Annotated in this window: 13 protein-coding genes and 4 tRNA genes; 7 read left to right on the top strand and 10 right to left on the bottom strand. The window is 70.5% G+C overall.

Annotated features, from left to right (window positions below):
- Positions 1-25: 25 nt before the first annotated feature.
- The 4 genes from MTF65_RS16195 to MTF65_RS16180 form a co-directional block, all read right to left on the bottom strand.
- Positions 26-613 (bottom strand): hypothetical protein, encoded by a 588-nt coding sequence (locus tag MTF65_RS16195; RefSeq protein WP_243629384.1) that lies wholly within the window; start codon positions 611-613, stop codon positions 26-28.
- Between the two features lie 83 nt (positions 614-696).
- Positions 697-1,071, bottom strand: a complete 375-nt coding sequence (locus MTF65_RS16190) for a CrcB family protein (RefSeq protein ID WP_243629383.1) — start codon at positions 1,069-1,071, stop codon at positions 697-699.
- On the bottom strand, positions 1,068-1,580 hold the full coding sequence (locus MTF65_RS16185) for a CrcB family protein (RefSeq protein WP_243629382.1): 513 nt from the start codon (positions 1,578-1,580) through the stop codon (positions 1,068-1,070). Before MTF65_RS16185 ends, MTF65_RS16190 begins: the two co-directional genes overlap by 4 nt.
- Positions 1,577-1,927: a metallopeptidase family protein gene (locus MTF65_RS16180; RefSeq protein ID WP_243629381.1), complete on the bottom strand. Its 351-nt coding sequence runs from the start codon at positions 1,925-1,927 to the stop codon at positions 1,577-1,579. Before MTF65_RS16180 ends, MTF65_RS16185 begins: the two co-directional genes overlap by 4 nt.
- A gap of 128 nt (positions 1,928-2,055) precedes the next feature.
- On the opposite strand from MTF65_RS16180, the gene MTF65_RS16175 reads away from it, so the two are divergent.
- The 3 genes from MTF65_RS16175 (at position 2,056) to MTF65_RS16165 (ending at position 2,340) form a co-directional block, all read left to right on the top strand.
- Positions 2,056-2,128, top strand: a tRNA-Glu gene (locus MTF65_RS16175).
- Between the two features lie 39 nt (positions 2,129-2,167).
- A tRNA-Asp gene (locus MTF65_RS16170) sits at positions 2,168-2,241 on the top strand.
- A gap of 22 nt (positions 2,242-2,263) precedes the next feature.
- Positions 2,264-2,340 (top strand) — tRNA-Phe (locus tag MTF65_RS16165).
- 44 nt (positions 2,341-2,384) lie between these two features.
- On the opposite strand, the gene MTF65_RS16160 is transcribed toward MTF65_RS16165, so the two are convergent.
- Positions 2,385-3,230, bottom strand: a complete 846-nt coding sequence (locus MTF65_RS16160) for a cytochrome c biogenesis CcdA family protein (RefSeq protein ID WP_243629380.1) — start codon at positions 3,228-3,230, stop codon at positions 2,385-2,387.
- Positions 3,227-3,958, bottom strand: a complete 732-nt coding sequence (locus MTF65_RS16155) for a thioredoxin domain-containing protein (RefSeq protein ID WP_243629379.1) — start codon at positions 3,956-3,958, stop codon at positions 3,227-3,229. The genes MTF65_RS16160 and MTF65_RS16155 overlap by 4 nt, the downstream gene beginning before the upstream one ends.
- Before the next feature lie 1,070 nt (positions 3,959-5,028).
- Between MTF65_RS16155 and hrpA the strand changes: the two genes are divergently transcribed.
- Positions 5,029-8,961: an ATP-dependent RNA helicase HrpA gene (hrpA, locus tag MTF65_RS16145; RefSeq protein WP_243629378.1), complete on the top strand. Its 3,933-nt coding sequence runs from the start codon at positions 5,029-5,031 to the stop codon at positions 8,959-8,961.
- A 91-nt stretch (positions 8,962-9,052) separates the two neighbouring features.
- Positions 9,053-9,126 (top strand) — tRNA-Asp (locus MTF65_RS16140).
- 611 nt (positions 9,127-9,737) lie between these two features.
- On the opposite strand, the gene bldC is transcribed toward MTF65_RS16140, so the two are convergent.
- Positions 9,738-9,944 (bottom strand): developmental transcriptional regulator BldC, encoded by a 207-nt coding sequence (gene bldC, locus MTF65_RS16135; protein WP_003949541.1) that lies wholly within the window; start codon positions 9,942-9,944, stop codon positions 9,738-9,740.
- A gap of 598 nt (positions 9,945-10,542) precedes the next feature.
- Positions 10,543-11,397 carry a hypothetical protein gene (locus tag MTF65_RS16130; RefSeq protein ID WP_374207238.1) on the bottom strand — a complete coding sequence of 285 codons (855 nt, stop codon included), beginning with the start codon at positions 11,395-11,397 and terminating at the stop codon, positions 10,543-10,545.
- A gap of 220 nt (positions 11,398-11,617) precedes the next feature.
- On the opposite strand from MTF65_RS16130, the gene MTF65_RS16125 reads away from it, so the two are divergent.
- Positions 11,618-12,709 carry a Glu/Leu/Phe/Val dehydrogenase gene (locus tag MTF65_RS16125; RefSeq protein ID WP_243629377.1) on the top strand — a complete coding sequence of 364 codons (1,092 nt, stop codon included), beginning with the start codon at positions 11,618-11,620 and terminating at the stop codon, positions 12,707-12,709.
- A gap of 345 nt (positions 12,710-13,054) precedes the next feature.
- On the top strand, positions 13,055-13,321 hold the full coding sequence (locus tag MTF65_RS16120; protein ID WP_030857985.1) for a DUF3073 domain-containing protein: 267 nt from the start codon (positions 13,055-13,057) through the stop codon (positions 13,319-13,321).
- 88 nt (positions 13,322-13,409) lie between these two features.
- Here MTF65_RS16120 and purM read toward each other — a convergent pair whose 3' ends face one another.
- On the bottom strand, positions 13,410-14,480 hold the full coding sequence (purM, locus tag MTF65_RS16115; RefSeq protein WP_243629376.1) for a phosphoribosylformylglycinamidine cyclo-ligase: 1,071 nt from the start codon (positions 14,478-14,480) through the stop codon (positions 13,410-13,412).
- A 145-nt stretch (positions 14,481-14,625) separates the two neighbouring features.
- Positions 14,626-16,143, bottom strand: a complete 1,518-nt coding sequence (gene purF / locus MTF65_RS16110) for an amidophosphoribosyltransferase (protein WP_243629375.1) — start codon at positions 16,141-16,143, stop codon at positions 14,626-14,628.
- Between the last annotated feature and the right edge of the window lie 504 nt (positions 16,144-16,647).

Here is a 16,647-nt window from a genome sequence, read left to right as displayed (position 1 = left end):
CGGCCAGCCGGTCCGCCGATGCCCGTCAGAGGGAGCCGAGGGCCTGCGGTTGCCCGCCCGGATCCGTACTGGGCTGCGGCTCCGGCGGCGTGGGAGTCGGCGTGGGTTCCGTCACAGGGGGCTCCGGGCTCGGCTGCACCGGGGTGGGGCTCGGAGCGGTACCACCCGAACCACCGGCCCCACCGGCCCCACCGGCCCCGCCCGAACCTCCGGAGCCGCCGCTTCCGGAGGCTCCGCCGCCCGTCGGGGGCTGCGCGGGGCCCTGGCCGCCCGCCCCGCCACCCGGCGCGGCCGCCGGCGAGGGGGCTCCGGGCGGTCCGGCGGGCGCGCCCGGGCTGGGCGAGGCTCCGGTCGCGCCGGAGGCCTTGCCGTCCTCGCCGGGTTTGCCGTCCTGCTTGCCCGTGACGCTCTTCCCGCCCCGGCCGTTGCCGTGGACTCCGGAGCCGTGGCCGGCGGTGGCGCCGCCGGCCGACTCGGCGGCGGCGCCCTTGCGGTCCGCCGCGGAGGAGGGCCCGGGCTTCGCGGCGTCCGCGCCGACACTCATGCAGCCCGCCGTCGCCGCGACCGCGAGCGCGGTGACGGTCAGTCGCAGGGATGCGGAAAACTGGCGCACGGGAGGCACCTCCGGAACTACGGGGGTCCGCGATGAGCGGGTCAATGTGCCCAACTCCCTTTACCCCGTAAGAGACACGCCCCTCAGGCGAACAGCTCCCGCGCCACCTGCGATCCGAGATGTACGGCGCCCAGTCCGACCAGCACCGACGCCGCCACGTTCGCCGCCGCCAGGAACCTCCAGCCGCGCTCGGCCAGCCGCAGCGTCTCGTAGGAGAAGGTCGAGTACGTGCTCAGCGCCCCGCACAGTCCCGTCCCGAGCAGCAGGTTCAGCCGCCCGGAGCCGGCGCCGGCCAGCACGGCCCCGGTCAGCAGCCCCAGCACCAGACAGGCGGCGGCGTTCACGGTGAAGGTGCCGAACGGAAAGACCGAATCGTGGCGCGCCTGCACCGCCCGGTCGGTCAGATAGCGCAGCGGCGCCCCGACGGCCGCCCCCGCCACCACGAACAGCCAGTTCACCCGTGCCGCCCCCGCCCCCGCTCTCGCTCCCGCCCCCACTCCCGCCCCCGCACCGCGAGCCGGGTCGCCGAGGCCGCCGCCCACACCGCGCCGACCGCGCCGAGCACCGTGAGCCCCGCGTACGCGAGCGCCGTCCCGGCCTCGCCTTCGTCCAACAGGCCCGAGAACTCCACCGCGTACGTGGAGAAGGTGGTGAAGCCGCCCAGCACCCCGACCCCGACGAAGGGCCGTACCAGCGGATGCGGAGCCGATCGCCCGCCCTCGCTGATCAGCACCATCAGTACGCCGATCAGCGCACAGCCGGCGACATTGACCCCGAAGGTCCCCCAGGGGAACGCCCCGGGCCCGGCCGGCCACAGCAGCGCCACCCCGTACCGCGCCGAGGCCCCGACCGCGCCGCCGGCCGCCACCGCGGCGAGCACCCGGCCCTGCGGTTCGGTGCGCTGCGCGGGCACGTGGAGGTCCACATCGGGGTCGATCGCCTCCGCGCCCTGGACCGGCCGGGTCATCCGTAACCCAGCGCGTGCAGCCGGTCGTCGTCGATCCCGAAGTGATGGGCGATCTCGTGCACCACGGTGACCTCCGTCTCCGTGATCACGCTCTCCCGGTCCTCGCACATGCGCAACGTGGGGTTCCGGTAGATCGTGATGCGGTCCGGCAGCACTCCGGCGTACCACTCGCCGCGGTCCGTCAGCGGGGTCCCCTCGTAAAGCCCGAGCAGCTCGGGATCGTCGGTCGGCGGCTCGTCCTCGACGAATACCGCCACGTTGTCCATCAGCCGCGTCAGCTCCGGCGGAATCCGGTCCAGCGCCTCTGCGACAAGCTCTTCGAACTCCTCGCGCGTCATCTCCAGCACCGGGCCATTGTCCCTCCGGTGGGGGCGCCTTCCGCTTGCGGGGGAGAAACCGTTTTGGCGATCGCTCCCCGCATCCCATATGCTTCTCACGTCCCCGACGCGCTGGAAAGCGCCCAGGCGGGCCTTTAGCCCTCATCGTCTAGTGGCCCAGGACGCCGCCCTTTCAAGGCGGTAGCACGGGTTCGAATCCCGTTGGGGGTACGCATTACCGTGTGCAAGACTTGGTCTCGCACACTGCAAGGTCCTGTGGAGCAGTTGGTTAGCTCGCCACCCTGTCAAGGTGGAGGTCGCGGGTTCAAGTCCCGTCAGGATCGCTGAGGCCGGAAACGGTCTCGTGGCTGGGTAGCTCAGTTGGTACGAGCGATCGCCTGAAAAGCGATAGGTCGCCGGTTCGACCCCGGCCCCAGCCACCACGGCAAGAACGGAAGGCCCCGTCCCTCGGACGGGGCCTTCCGCGTTACTCCGCCTCCGCCTCCGCCCGGTCCCCGGCGCGACGCCACCGCACCAGGCCCACGGCCGCCGCCCCCGCGGCGACCAGCCCGAGCAGCGCCCAGTCCGGGACCCCGGCCGTGAGGGACCGGACCTTCTGCTCCACCGCGTACGAGTCGTCCACGTCCAGCAGCCCGGGCAGCGCGCTCGCCCCGTCGTAGACGAGGAACAGCGCGCCCAGGGTGATGAAGAACAGCCCGGACAGCAGCGAGGTGGTGTGCAGTTCGAAGCGCCCGGCCGAGAAGGCGCGCCCGCGCAGCCAGCGCCGCCGGCCGAGCTCGAAGCGCTCCCAGAGCAGGGCCAGCAGGAACAGCGGTACGGCCATCCCCAGCGCGTACACCGCCAGCAGCAGGCCTCCGTAGACCGGACTGCCGCTGACCGCCGCCACCGTGAGGACGCTGCCCAGGATCGGGCCGGCGCAGAACCCGGCCAGGCCGTAGACCGCGCCGAGCGCGTACACCGACAGGGCGGTGGTCGGCCGGATCCTGCCGGAGAGCTCCGACATCCGCCGCGGGGCGAAGCCGAGGCCGAGGATCTGCGCGACCCCGAGCACGATGATCAGCCAGCCGCCGGCCAGGACGAGCGTGTCGCGGTTGCCGTGGAAGAACCGCCCGGCGTACGACCCGGCCGCCCCCAGCGGTACGAGGGTGCTCGCGAGGCCCGCGTAGAAGATCCCGGTGCGCGCCAGGAGCCGCGAGGCGGAGTCGATGGAGTACGCGAAGAAGGCGGGCAGGAGCAGCGCGCTGCACGGGCTGAGCAGGGCGAGGAGGCCGCCCAACAGGGCGGCCAGGTAGCCGATGCCGGTGCCGGTCACTTCGCGGCCTGCGACGCCTTGGCGGCCGTGGCGATCGCGGTGGTGAAGGCGTCGAGGGGCTGGGCGCCCGCGATCGGCCGGCCGTTGACCAGGAACGACGGGGTGGAGCTGACCCCGATGCGGTAGCCCTCCTCCTGGTCCGCGCGCAGGGCCTCGGCGGCGGGCTCGCCGGCCATGTCCCGCTTGAAGCGCTCCAGGTCGGGGACGCCGGCCTGCCGCGCCAGTTCCACGAGCCGGGCCTCGCCGAAGCCCTTCTCCTTGGCGCCCTGGGCGTACGCGGCCGCGTGGAACTGCGGGAACCGGTCCTGCTGCCCGGCGGCCCAGGCGGCCTTGGCGGCGGCTTCGGAGTCGGCGCCGAAGATCGGGAAGTTGCGCCACTCGATGCGGAGGGTGCCGTCCTCGACGTACTTCTTCACCAGGACGGGTTCGGTGTCCCGGGCGAACTTGCCGCAGTAGCCGCACTTGAAGTCGGAGTACTCGATGAGCACGACGGGCGCGTCCGCCCGGCCGACGGCCAGCTTGTCGCCGGACTCGCGGCGGGCGAGCGCCTTGAGCTCCGCGAAGGGGTCGGTCGGGGGTGACGCGGCGGCGGCGGCCGTGGCGCCGGGGCGGCTGGTTCCGTTGTCGGCGGGCGCGGTGGCCTGCCAGGACGCCAGACCGAGGGCGACGGCGCCGAGGACGGCCCCGGCGGAGATCAGCAGGCCCTTGCGGGGGGAGGAAGAGGACATAAGGGTGCTCCAGAGCGACAGATGAGGCGGACCGGCTTCGTGCGTCGTACTTCGTGCTTCGCACTTCGTACGACCGGCCCTCTTAGACCCGCATCACGGAGAGCTCCACGGGCCCGGGCGCCGCTTGGCCGGGCCCGCGTACGGGAGCCCGTACGGGCATCGTCCGGCAGGCCGAGGCCGTCGCCACGAACCGCCCCACCGGAGCGTGCGCATGCTGCTCCCCGGCCCCACGCGGCGGCACCGCCGGCGTCCGCCCCCGCTCCGACCCCCCGGGCGCACAAGCGGGCCCCTCCCCGCCGCCCGCCACGCCCCCACGCTCCGCACCCCCATGGACCACAGCCGCATACGCCCGCCCCTCAGACCGCGACGCCCCAGGCCCCGGGACCACAGCCCGCACGGCCACGGGCGTCGAGGCCGGGGCCGCACGCACCAGGACCCGCGGGGCCGGAGCCGCAACGGCCGGTATCGCAGGCCGCAGGGCGGCAACAGCCGGGGTCACAGGCCGCGGGCCCGCAACCCGCACGGCCGCAGGCCCAAAAACCGGGGCCGCAGGCGCCAGGACCGCCGGGGCCGGAGCCACAACGGCCGGTATCGCAGGCCGCAGGGCGGCAACGGCCGGGGTCACAGCCCGCAGGGCCGGCGGGGCCTGGACCACAGCCCGCACGGCCGCACGCGCCGGGACCCGGGCCGGGGCCGGGGCCGCGAGGGCGGGGGTCAGAGGCGCCGGGGCCACAGCAGCCTGGGGGGCCGCAGGCGCCAGGACCGAGGCCGGAGCCACCCCCTGCGGAGCCACGGACCGCTCGGCCGCAGGCACCGGGACCGCGGCCGGAACCAGGACCGGGGCCGGTCCCGGAGTCACAAGGGCCGGGGCCGCAGGCTGCGGGGGCGCGGGGGCCAGGGCCAGGACAGTCAGCGCCGCCAGCGCAGCGATCACGGCGCGGGCGCGGGACATGGCGGGCCTCTCACTCGTGCGGCGGGTCGGTTACGGTGATCTCGTCCCGAAATGGTACGGGGCCGGTACACAAATGCGTTCGCCACCCGGCGCTCCCGGGTGAGATCCTCGACCAGGTATGTCTACTTCCTTCGCCGCCCTGCAGACGCTTCTCGGGGAGATCTCCCTCCGTGACGCGCACCGCCTCGGCCGCCGCCTCGAAGGCGCCCGCCGCATCCGCAAGCCCGAGGCCAAGCAGGCCGTGCTCGACGAGATCGCCGCGGAGGCCGGGAAAGCCGCCGCGCGACTGGTCGGCCGTGCCTCGCGGATGCCGGAGGTCACGTATCCCGAGAACCTGCCCGTCAGCCAGAAGAAGGACGAGATCGCCGAGGCGATACGCGACCACCAGGTCGTGATCGTCGCGGGCGAGACCGGCTCCGGCAAGACCACGCAGATCCCCAAGATCTGCATGGAGCTGGGCAGGGGCGTCCGGGGCATGATCGGCCACACCCAGCCCCGCCGGATCGCCGCCCGCACCGTCGCGGAGCGGATCGCCGAGGAGCTGAAGTCCGAGATCGGCCAGACCATCGGCTGGAAGGTCCGGTTCACCGATCAGGTGGACCAGGACGCGACCTTCGTGAAGCTGATGACGGACGGCATCCTGCTCGCCGAGATCCAGACGGACCGCGAGCTGCGCGCGTACGACACGATCATCATCGACGAGGCCCACGAGCGGTCCCTGAACATCGACTTCCTGCTCGGCTACCTCTCCCAGCTGCTGCCGAAGCGCCCCGACCTCAAGGTGATCATCACCTCGGCGACCATCGACCCGGAGCGCTTCTCCCAGCACTTCGGCAAGGCCCCGATCGTCGAGGTCAGCGGCCGTACGTATCCCGTCGAGGTGCGTTACCGGCCCTTGCTGGAAGAAGATTCCGAGGACGCTGAGGACGCTGACCGCGACCAGATCACCGCGATCTGCGAGGCCGTGGACGAGCTCCAGTCCGAGGGGCCGGGCGACATCCTGGTCTTCCTCTCCGGCGAGCGCGAGATCCGCGACACGGCGGACGCGCTCAACAAGCGGAATCTAAGATTCACCGAGGTCCTCCCCCTCTACGCGCGCCTCTCGCACGCCGAGCAGCACCGCGTCTTCCAGCAGCACACGGGCCGCCGGATCGTGCTCGCGACCAACGTCGCCGAGACCTCCCTCACCGTCCCCGGCATCAAGTACGTGATCGACCCGGGCAACGCCCGGATCTCCCGCTACAGCCACCGCACCAAGGTGCAGCGCCTGCCCATCGAGCGGATCTCGCAGGCCAGCGCCAACCAGCGCAAGGGCCGCTGCGGCCGTACCTCCGACGGCATCTGCATCCGGCTCTACTCCGAGGACGACTTCAACGGCCGTCCGGAGTTCACGGACGCCGAGATCCTCCGCACCAACCTGGCCTCCGTCATCCTCCAGATGACCGCGGCCGGCCTCGGCGAGATCGAGAAGTTCCCCTTCATCGACCCGCCGGACCACCGCAACATCCGCGACGGCGTGCAGCTGCTCCAGGAGCTGGGCGCGCTGGATCCGTCCGAGAAGGACCCGTCGAGGCGGCTCACGCCCATGGGCCGTCAGCTCTCCCAGCTCCCCGTGGACCCGCGCCTGGCCCGCATGGTCGTCGAGGCGGACAAGAACAACTGCGTCCGCGAGGTCATGGTCATCGCGGCGGCCCTGTCCATCCAGGACCCGCGCGAGCGGCCCTCGGACAAGCAGACGCAGGCGGACCAGAACCACGCCCGGTTCAAGGACGAGACCAGCGACTTCCTCTCGTTCCTGAACATGTGGCGCTACATCCGCGAGCAGCAGAAGGAGCGCGGATCGTCCTCCTTCCGCCGGATGTGCAAGCAGGAGTACCTGAACTTCCTGCGGATCCGCGAGTGGCAGGACATCTACTCGCAGCTGCGCACGGTCGCCAAGACCATGGGCATCCACGTCAACGAGGCCGACGCCCCCGAGCAGCACATCCACGTCTCGCTGCTGGCCGGACTGCTCTCGCACATCGGCCTGAAGGACACCGACAAGAACGAGTACCTGGGGGCCCGGTCCGCCAAGTTCGCGATCTTCCCCGGCTCCGCGCTGTTCAAGAAGCAGCCGAAGTTCGTGATGTCGGCGGAGCTGGTGGAGACCTCGCGGCTGTGGGCGCGGGTGAACGCCAAGGTGGAGCCCGAGTGGGTCGAGCCGCTCGCCCAGCACCTGATCAAGCGCACGTACAGCGAGCCGCACTGGGAGAAGGACCAGGCGGCCGTCATGGCGTACGAGAAGGTCACGCTGTACGGCGTACCGATCGTCGCGCAGCGGAAGATCAACTACGGCCGGATCGACGCCGAGGTCTCGCGCGAGCTGTTCATCCGCAACGCGCTGGTCGAGGGCGACTGGCGGACCCATCACAAGTTCTACGCCGACAACCGCAAGCTCCTCACCGAGGTGGAGGAGCTGGAGAACCGGGCCCGGCGGCGCGACATCGTCGTGGACGACGAGACCCTGTTCGACTTCTACGACCAGCGGATCCCCGAGCACGTCGTCTCCGGTGCGCACTTCGACTCGTGGTGGAAGCACAAGAAGCGCGAGGAGCCCGAGCTCCTCGACTTCGAGCGCGAGATGCTGCTGACCGAGAAGGCGGCCGGAGTCACCAAGGCCGACTACCCGGACTCCTGGCGGCAGGGGCAGCTCAAATTCCGGGTGACCTACCAGTTCGAGCCGGGCGCGGACGCGGACGGCGTGACCGTGCACATCCCGCTCCAGGTGCTGAACCAGGTCACCGACGAGGGCTTCGACTGGCAGATCCCGGGCCTGCGGGAAGAGGTCGTCACCGAGCTGATCCGCTCGCTGCCGAAGCCGATCCGCCGGCACTACGTGCCCGCGCCGAACTTCGCGACGCGCTTCCTGAAGACGGCGCATCCGATGCGGGAGCCGCTGCCGGTAACGCTGGCGCGCGAGCTCCAGCGGATGGTGGGCGTGCCGGTGTCCGCCGAGGACTTCGACCTGTCCCGGATCCCGGACCACCTGAAGATCACCTTCCGGATCGTCGACGAGCGCCGCAAGAACCTCGCCGAGGACAAGGACCTGGAGGCCCTGAGGCTCGCCCTGAAGCCCAAGGCCCGCCAAGCCCTCTCCAAGGCCGCGGCGGCCACCGCCGAGCGGGCGGGCGGGGAGTCGGTGGAGCGCACCGGGCTGACCGACTGGACGATCGGGACGCTGACCAAGGTGTTCGAGACCCGGCGCGCGGGGCAGCCGGTGAAGGCGTACCCGGCGCTGGTGGACGAGGGGACGAGTGTCTCCGTACGCCTCTTCGACACGGAGGCCGAACAGCAGCGGGCGATGTGGCTCGGCACCCGGCGGCTGATCCTCCTCAACATCCCGGTGAACCCGGCGAAGTTCGCCTCCGAGAAGCTGACCAACCAGCAGAAGCTGGCCCTCTCGCGCAATCCGCACGGCTCCATCCAGGCGCTGTTCGACGACTGCGCGACCGCGGCCGCCGACAAGCTCATCGCCGACCACGGCGGTCCGGCCTGGGACGAGGCCTCCTTCCGGAAGCTCTACGACGCCGTGCGCGCCGACCTGGTGGACACGACCGTACGGACCGTCGGCCAGGTGGAGCAGATCCTCGCCGCCTGGCAGGCCTGTGAGCGGCGGCTGAAGGCCACCAACAGCCTGGCGCTGGTTTCCAACCTCCAGGACGTGAAGACGCAGCTGGCGCAGCTCATGCCGGCCGGCTTCGTGACGCTGACCGGACTGCGCCGGCTGCCGGACCTGATGCGCTACCTCGTGGCGATCGACCGGCGGCTCCAGCAGATGCCCACGGGCGTCCAGCGCGACACCACGCGCATGGCGAAGATCCACGAGATGCGGGACGAGTACGCCTGGCTGCTGGAGCAGCTGCCGAAGGGCCGGCCGGTGCCCCCGGAGGTCACCGAGATCCGCTGGATGATCGAGGAACTGCGGGTCAGCTACTTCGCGCACGCGCTCGGGACGGCGTACCCGATCTCCGACAAGCGGATCGTGAAGGCGGTGGACGCGGCGGCCCCGTGACGGCTCCCGGGGCCCGGCCGCGGTCTGGTTCGACTGCACCCCCTGAGCTGCTGTACAGTCTGATTCGCAGCCGCCCAGCGGTTGCAGTCAAGGACCTGTGGAGCAGTTGGTTAGCTCGCCACCCTGTCAAGGTGGAGGTCGCGGGTTCAAGTCCCGTCAGGTTCGCTTAACGTCAGGGCCCGCATCCCCAGGGATGCGGGCCCTGACGCGTTGACGGACAGGCCCGGCAGACCCCACAGGCCTACCGACCACACTCGGGACGGGCTCAGGCCGCTCCTGAAGCCCCTGAAGCCCCTGAAGGCCCACCTGAGGGCCTCGGGCGGCCGTCGCCACCTTCACCCCGTCACTGCCCGGCCTGCCACCCGGAGCCGGCTCCAGCGCCTCGCGCTGAACCTCCGCCGCAGCCCCGATCACAGCTCCGACCGTGAGGCCGGCCGCGAAGGCGAAAATCCCCCGTCCGCATGAAGCGGTCTGCGACGCACGTCCCCTTACGTGTGCATTGCGCGTTGTACAAGAGTGATCATCTGTGACAGGTGTCACCATATGAGTTTTTGGGACTCACTCATTTATCGCACCCCTACGCGGGCTCGATTTAATATGTGCAATTGCACCTCCCCCGCGCGGGCATAAAAAAAGATCGCGCTGGACCCGGCGGAGTCCAGCGCGATCGAACGACCAAACCTGTTGGGGCAGGTCCGGTCGTTTGAAGCTATGTGGGTTTCATCGGATTGGGGGACCCGATATAGACCCGTTAAAACGGGGTGTGCTGCGGAACCTCAGGCCTCGCTGCGCTGCTGCGGAATTCCCGCCAGCAGTGCGCGAACCTCGGCCTCGCGGTAACGGCGGTGTCCACCCAGGGTGCGGATGGACGTGAGCTTGCCAGCCTTGGCCCAGCGGGTGACCGTCTTCGGGTCCACGCGGAACATCGTGGCAACCTCAGCCGGGGTCAGCAGCGGCTCGGCATCAGGGGTGCGAGCGGTCATGAGCGGCCTCCTCGGGAGAACCGAACCATCTCGGTTCTTTCCTCTAAATTCTGCACCTTGGCCCACGTTGCCCGAAATGGACATACGCAGGCCGAGTCGGTTATAGGACGAACGGCTTGTCCTCGGCACTACAACTACACCATCCGTCCAGCCTCGACGGCCAAACCGATGGAATTGCCCTCCGAGGTGTTCATCAGCGGCGGAAGCCGATGGACCATCCCATAACGGACAGTCACCCCACTGTGACGATCAGTCACAGAGCGATCAGGAGTCGTCAGACCCCCCATAGCGTGCAATACCGAGCATTCCGCCCTTAGTTGGGCGGAAGGAACCCTCCCCGGACTCCTTGTCCTATTTTGGCACGAGGGTAGGGGAAGGGCGCAAGGGTGTAGATAGTGCGGTCCGTCACGCTTGGGCCAATGGCCCGTATCGGGACGAAGGTCCTGGCCCTTGGGCCTAAATGTAGCGATCAAGACCTTGATCTGCGGTTTATACCCGATCAACCGATACGGGCGGTACGCTCGGCCCCGCCGGCCCCGGCCGGGAGCCGCCGGGTCCGTGGAACGCGTCACACCACCCGTTCGAGGCTGATTCGACGCTAATTGGCGAACAGTCTCTCCCGTACCGCCCGCCAGCGCTCCGCCAGCTCGCCGTACTTGCCGGCCGCCCCGGCCGTGTCCCCCGCCCGCAGCGCCGCGATCCCCACCGCCAGGTCCCGGGCCGAGCGGTCCACCGCCAGCCGGTCCGGCGGCAGCGCGTGCAGCAGCCCGCCGTAGTCGAGTTCCACCATCGACCGCGGATGGAACTCCTCCAGCCAGCTCCCGACCTCCACCAGGCCCTCCACCAGCCCCCCGTACCCCTCGGCCTCCCGCAGCGTCCGCAGCCCCCGCGCGAGCCGCCTCCGGGCCTGCACCATCGGCGTCCGGTAGCGCAGCCGCTCGCCCGGCAGGTACTCCCGCTCCTCGTCCGCCACCAGCACGAACCAGCGCAGCGGCACCTGCCACACCCCGGTCCGGATCCACGGCCGCGCGTCCGGGTTCCGCTCGCGCCAGGCCTCGTACTCCTCGGTCGCCCGCCGGCGCGCGCCCGGCGGGAGCGCCGCGTCCAGCACCGGGCGCGGGAAATCGGCCACCAGCTCCTGGAGCGCCAGCCAGCCGCGCAGCCGGGTCCGCCACGGGCAGACCAGCAGCACCCCGCCCACCTCCGCCGTGAAGGCGTCGGCGCTCTCGTGCGCGGGGACCCCGACCACCGGGACCCGTACCAAATCGACGAGGGACCGACGCAGTTCGTCCTGGGCGGTCGGCGCCACCCCGCGCCGGGCGTAGTCGGCCCAGTGCGCGCGCTCCGCCTCCGGGAAGGCCGCCAAGGGCTCGTAGACGCGCAGGTAGGAGGCGTACGGGACGGTCGGCGCCGGGCGCGCGGAGGGCAGTCTGCGGTCGGGGGATTCGCTCACGCTCTCGTACTCCCCTGTTTGAGGGCTCGGTTCACCTCCGGGGCGCCTTTTGGCGGGCGCGCGGGGCCGGCCGGAGAGGGCTCCGTACGCCGGGAGGGTCCCGATCCCCGGACAGGTCGCCTACGCGCGCCCCGCAGGTCTTACGCTGCTCCCAGCACGCCCTCCCCCACCCGCAGGGCGGGCGTCTTTCCGCCGCATCTCTTCCATGGGAGTCACCACCGTGACCGAAATGACCGACGGCGTCCTGCACACCCTGTTCCGTACGGAACAAGGCGGCCACGAGCAAGTCGTGCTGTGCCAGGACCGAGCCTCAGGCCTGAAGGCCGTCATCGCGATCCACTCCACCGCCTTGGGCCCCGCCCTCGGCGGTACGCGCTTCCACGCGTACGCCTCCGACGAGGAGGCCGTCATGGACGCGCTGAACCTCTCGCGCGGCATGTCGTACAAGAACGCTCTCGCCGGTCTCGACCTCGGCGGCGGCAAGGCCGTGATCATCGGCGACCCGGACGTCCTGAAGTCCGAGGAACTGCTGCTGGCCTACGGCCGGTTCGTGGAGTCCCTCGGCGGCCGCTACGTCACGGCCTGCGACGTCGGCACGTACGTCGCGGACATGGACGTCGTGGCCCGCGAGACGCGCTGGGCCACCGGCCGCTCCCCCGAGAACGGCGGCGCCGGCGACTCCTCGGTGCTCACCGCTTTCGGCGTCTTCCAGGGCATGCGGGCCAGCGCCCAGCACCTGTGGGGCGACCCGACCCTGCGCGGCCGCAAGGTCGCCGTCGCCGGTGTCGGCAAGGTCGGCCACTACCTGGTCGAGCACCTGCTGGAGGACGGCGCCGAGGTCGTGATCACGGACGTACGGGAAGAGTCCGTACGCCGCGTCCTGGACAAGCACCCGCAGGTCACCGCCGTGGCGGACACCGACGCGCTGATCCGCACCGAGGGCCTGGACATCTACGCCCCGTGTGCGCTCGGCGGCGCGCTGAACGACGACACCGTGCCCGCCCTGACCGCCACGATCGTGTGCGGCGCGGCGAACAACCAGCTCGCGCACCCGGGTGTGGAGAAGGACCTCGCGGACCGCGGGATCCTCTACGCGCCCGACTACGTGGTCAACGCGGGCGGGGTCATCCAGGTCGCGGACGAGCTGCACGGCTTCGACTTCGACCGGTGCAAGGCGAAGGCCACGAAGATCTTCGACACCACTCTGGAGATCTTCGCGCGTGCGAAGGCGGACGGCATTCCGCCGGCCGCGGCCGCCGACCGGATCGCCGAGCAGCGGATGGCCGAGGCCCGCGCCGCGCGCAAGGCCTGACCCTTTCGAGCCCTTCTTCGAGCCCTCCTTCGGGACGGCATCGGGGCGACATCGGGGCGGCTTCGAGGCCCTGGGGTGCGCCCGCCGGGGTGCGGCGAGACGGAACTCACTGCACTTCGGCGGGTCGCCCGTCAGGAAAGGGCTAAAATCGCAGCTGACCAGCGAGGACGGGGCGCTTCTCTGGTTCTGCACCGGGGCGCGTCATGCGGGCGGCGTACCGTATGGCCGCGGAAGCAGGTACCGTTAAACCCCTACGGACGGTCTCTCCACGGAGAGCCCGCTCCGAACCATGAACGCGTGTCAGACTCTGGGGCCGTCGAGCCCCGTCACCGAGGGGGTCGAGCCATGGGGCGCGGCCGGGCCAAGGCCAAGCAGACAAAGGTCGCCCGCCAGCTGAAGTACAACAGCGGCGGGACTGACCTCTCGCGTCTGGCCAATGAGCTGGGCGCATCGCCGACGGATCCGCTGCTGCCTGTCAGCGAGCCGGTCGAAGTCGATGACGATCTGGACGACGACGACGACCCGTACGCCAAGTACGCGGATCTGTACAACAGCGATGACGACGACGAGGACGATGAGTCCGGCCCGTCGGCACAGCGTCGCGGCGCTTGACGCTTTCTTTCGCGTCTGCACGAGATCGAAACAACGAACCCGGTCCAGGGCATTGCCCCGGACCGGGTTCAGTGCTGCTCAGCTCGCGTCAGCTCGCGTAGGAGCCGGTCAGGGTCGCGCCCTCGGTGTGGTCGCCCCGGTCCAGGATCTCTCCCGCGACCCAGGCGTCCACGCCCCGGTCGGCCAGCGCGGTCAGGGCCACGTCCACCGACTCCTGCGGGACCACGGCCATCATGCCGACGCCCATGTTCAGGGTCTTCTCCAGCTCCAGCCGCTCCACCTGCCCGGCCTTGCCGACCAGGTCGAAGACCGCGCCGGGGGTCCAGGTGCCGCGGTCGACCGTGGCGTGCAGGTGGTCCGGGATCACCCGGGCCAGGTTGGCCGCGAGGCCGCCGCCGGTGATGTGCGAGTACGCGTGCACCTCGGCCGTACGGGTGAGGGCCATGCAGTCCAGCGAGTAGATCTTGGTGGGCTCCAGGAGCTCCTCACCGAGGGTCCGGCCGAGCTCCTCGACGTGCTGGTCGAGCGACATCCCGGCGCGGTCGAAGAGGACGTGCCGGACCAGCGAGTACCCGTTCGAGTGAAGGCCGGAGGACGCCATCGCGATGACGGCGTCACCCGTACGGATGCGATCCGCGCCCAGCAGCCGGTCGTACTCGACGACACCGGTGCCGGCGCCCGCCACGTCGAAGTCGTCCGGGCCCAGCAGGCCCGGGTGCTCGGCGGTCTCGCCGCCGACCAGGGCGCAGCCGGCGAGGACACAGCCCTCGGCGATGCCCTTGACGATCGCCGCGACACGCTCGGGGTGGACCTTGCCGACACAGATGTAGTCGGTCATGAAGAGCGGCTCGGCGCCGCAGACGACGATGTCGTCCATGACCATCGCGACCAGGTCGTGGCCGATGGTGTCGTACACGCCCAGCTGGCGGGCGATGTCCACCTTCGTGCCGACCCCGTCGGTGGCCGAGGCCAGCAGCGGGCGCTCGTAGCGCTTGAGGGCGGAGGCGTCGAAGAGGCCGGCGAAGCCGCCGAGGCCGCCGAGGACCTCGGGGCGCTGCGTCTTCTTCACCCACTCCTTCATCAGCTCGACGGCGCGGTCTCCCGCTTCGATGTCCACGCCTGCGGCTGCGTAGCTGGCACCGGTGGTCTTCTCTGTCATGACAGGAGAGAGCTTTCGTGTCGTTACTGCGTGTGGTGCCGGGCCCTGGGCCCCATGTCTTTCCTTCGGCTTGAAAGCTTGAAAGACAGGGCCCGGCGCAGGTTGAACCGTTCGAGCCCGGGCTACGGGCCCACGGCTGACGGGGTTACGGCCGGCGGAGCGCGTCGGCGGCGTCGGTGCCGCCCGCGAGCTCGCTCTCCAGGAGCTGCTTGCCCAGGAGCTGCGGGTCGGGCAGCTCCATGGGGTACTCGCCGTCGAAGCAGGCACGGCAGAGGTTGGGCTTCTGGATGGTCGTCGCCTCGATCATCGAGTCGAGCGAGATGTACGAGAGCGAGTCCGCGCCGAGCGACGTGGCGATCTCGTCGACCGTCATGCCGTTGGCGATCAGCTCGGCCCGGGTGGCGAAGTCGATGCCGAAGAAGCACGGCCACTTCACCGGCGGCGAGGAGATCCGGATGTGGACCTCGGCCGCGCCAGCCTCGCGGAGCATCTTGACGAGGGCGCGCTGGGTGTTGCCGCGGACGATCGAGTCGTCGACGACCACCAGGCGCTTGCCCCGGATGACTTCCTTGAGCGGGTTGAGCTTCAGGCGGATGCCAAGCTGGCGGATCGTCTGCGAGGGCTGGATGAAGGTCCGGCCGACGTAGGCGTTCTTGACCAGGCCGACGCCGAACGGAATCCCGCTGGCCTCGGCGTATCCGACGGCGGCGGGCGTGCCGGACTCCGGCGTCGCTATCACCAGGTCGGCGTCGGCGGGGGCTTCCTTGGCCAGGCGCCGGCCCATCTCGACACGCGAGAGGTAGACGTTCCGGCCGGCGATGTCGGTGTCCGGGCGCGCCAGGTAGACGTACTCGAAGACACAGCCCTTGGGCTTCGCTTCCGCGAATCGCGACGTGCGCAGGCCGTTCTCGTCGATCGCGATGAGCTCGCCCGGCTCGACCTCGCGGACGAAGCTGGCGCCGCAGATGTCGAGGGCGGCGGTCTCACTCGCGACCACCCAGCCGCGCTCCAGGCGGCCGAGGACCAGCGGGCGGATGCCCTGCGGGTCACGGGCGGTGTAGAGGGTCCCCTCGTCCATGAAGACCAGCGAGAAGGCTCCCTTGACCTTCGGGAGGACCTTGGTGGCCGACTCCTCGATCGTCAGGGGCTTGCCGTCGTCGTCGACCTGGCCGGCCAGCAGGGCCGTCACGAGGTCGGTGTCGTTGGTGGCCGCCACCTGGGTGGCGCGGCCGTCCTGACGGGGGAGGTCGGCGACCATCTCGGCGAGCTCGGCGGTGTTCACCAGGTTGCCGTTGTGACCCAGGGCGATGGAGCCGTGGGCGGTCGCGCGGAAAGTCGGCTGGGCGTTCTCCCAGACGGAGGCTCCGGTGGTCGAGTAGCGGGCGTGACCGACCGCGATATGACCTTGGAGCGAGCCGAGAGAGGTTTCGTCGAAGACTTGGGAAACTAGGCCCATGTCCTTGAAGACGAGGATCTGGGAACCGTTGCTCACAGCGATTCCCGCGGACTCTTGTCCGCGGTGCTGCAGTGCATACAGTCCGAAGTAGGTGAGCTTGGCGACCTCTTCACCCGGAGCCCAGACACCGAAGACGCCGCAAGCGTCCTGGGGGCCCTTTTCTCCGGGGAGCAGGTCGTGGTTGAGTCGTCCATCACCACGAGGCACGCCTCCGAGTGTAGGCGAGATCGACCACTGGTCCGAATTGGGGACTGCCCGTAAAAGTCACAGTGCGGACAGTCCGGTAACCCCTGCGGAGGGTGACCGTCTAGATCCGGAATGTCCTTGTTTGACCGGTCCTGTGGATTCGTACAACCTGCCGGCCCGTGCAGCCTCTCGGTGACCGCACCGTCACCCTCGTCGAGCACCGGCCCGTGGACCTCGTCCGTGTCGCGAGCGCCATCTGTCGCTCCCGGGCGCAGCCCCGCCGCGCGCCGTCGTGCGCCGCCTTCCCTTTTCCGGCGTTTCCCCTCGCGGCGGCCCCTGTTGCGGTGTTCCGCGCCGGCCTTCCCCGCCCTGCCTCTCTGCCCTGCCTGAGCCCACCCGGCCGGGCCGTGCGCGGGCCGGCGGGCCGCGCTCTGGAGTACTTGTGGCTTCGTACGAAGCGACCCTTTCCCGGCGTGCCTTCGCGGGGGCCCCCGAGCCTGGACCGACTGGCCCCGCGAGAGCGTC

The sequence above is a fragment of the Streptomyces sp. APSN-46.1 genome, assembly GCF_022815725.1.
Taxonomy (GTDB): Bacteria; Actinomycetota; Actinomycetes; order Streptomycetales; family Streptomycetaceae; genus Streptomyces.
This window is presented reverse-complemented; position numbering and strand designations above follow the sequence as displayed.

What these genes read in the sequence shown, in the direction of transcription:
- purM (WP_243629376.1), bottom strand. Translation starts at nt 14,480, where the DNA reads ATGACAGAGAAGACCACCGGTGCCAGCTACGCAGCCGCAGGCGTGGAC.
- bldC (WP_003949541.1), bottom strand. Translation starts at nt 9,944, where the DNA reads ATGACCGCTCGCACCCCTGATGCCGAGCCGCTGCTGACCCCGGCTGAG.
- MTF65_RS16120 (WP_030857985.1), top strand. Translation starts at nt 13,055, where the DNA reads ATGGGGCGCGGCCGGGCCAAGGCCAAGCAGACAAAGGTCGCCCGCCAG.
- MTF65_RS16155 (WP_243629379.1), bottom strand. Translation starts at nt 3,958, where the DNA reads ATGTCCTCTTCCTCCCCCCGCAAGGGCCTGCTGATCTCCGCCGGGGCC.
- MTF65_RS16185 (WP_243629382.1), bottom strand. Translation starts at nt 1,580, where the DNA reads ATGACCCGGCCGGTCCAGGGCGCGGAGGCGATCGACCCCGATGTGGAC.
- hrpA (WP_243629378.1), top strand. Translation starts at nt 5,029, where the DNA reads ATGTCTACTTCCTTCGCCGCCCTGCAGACGCTTCTCGGGGAGATCTCC.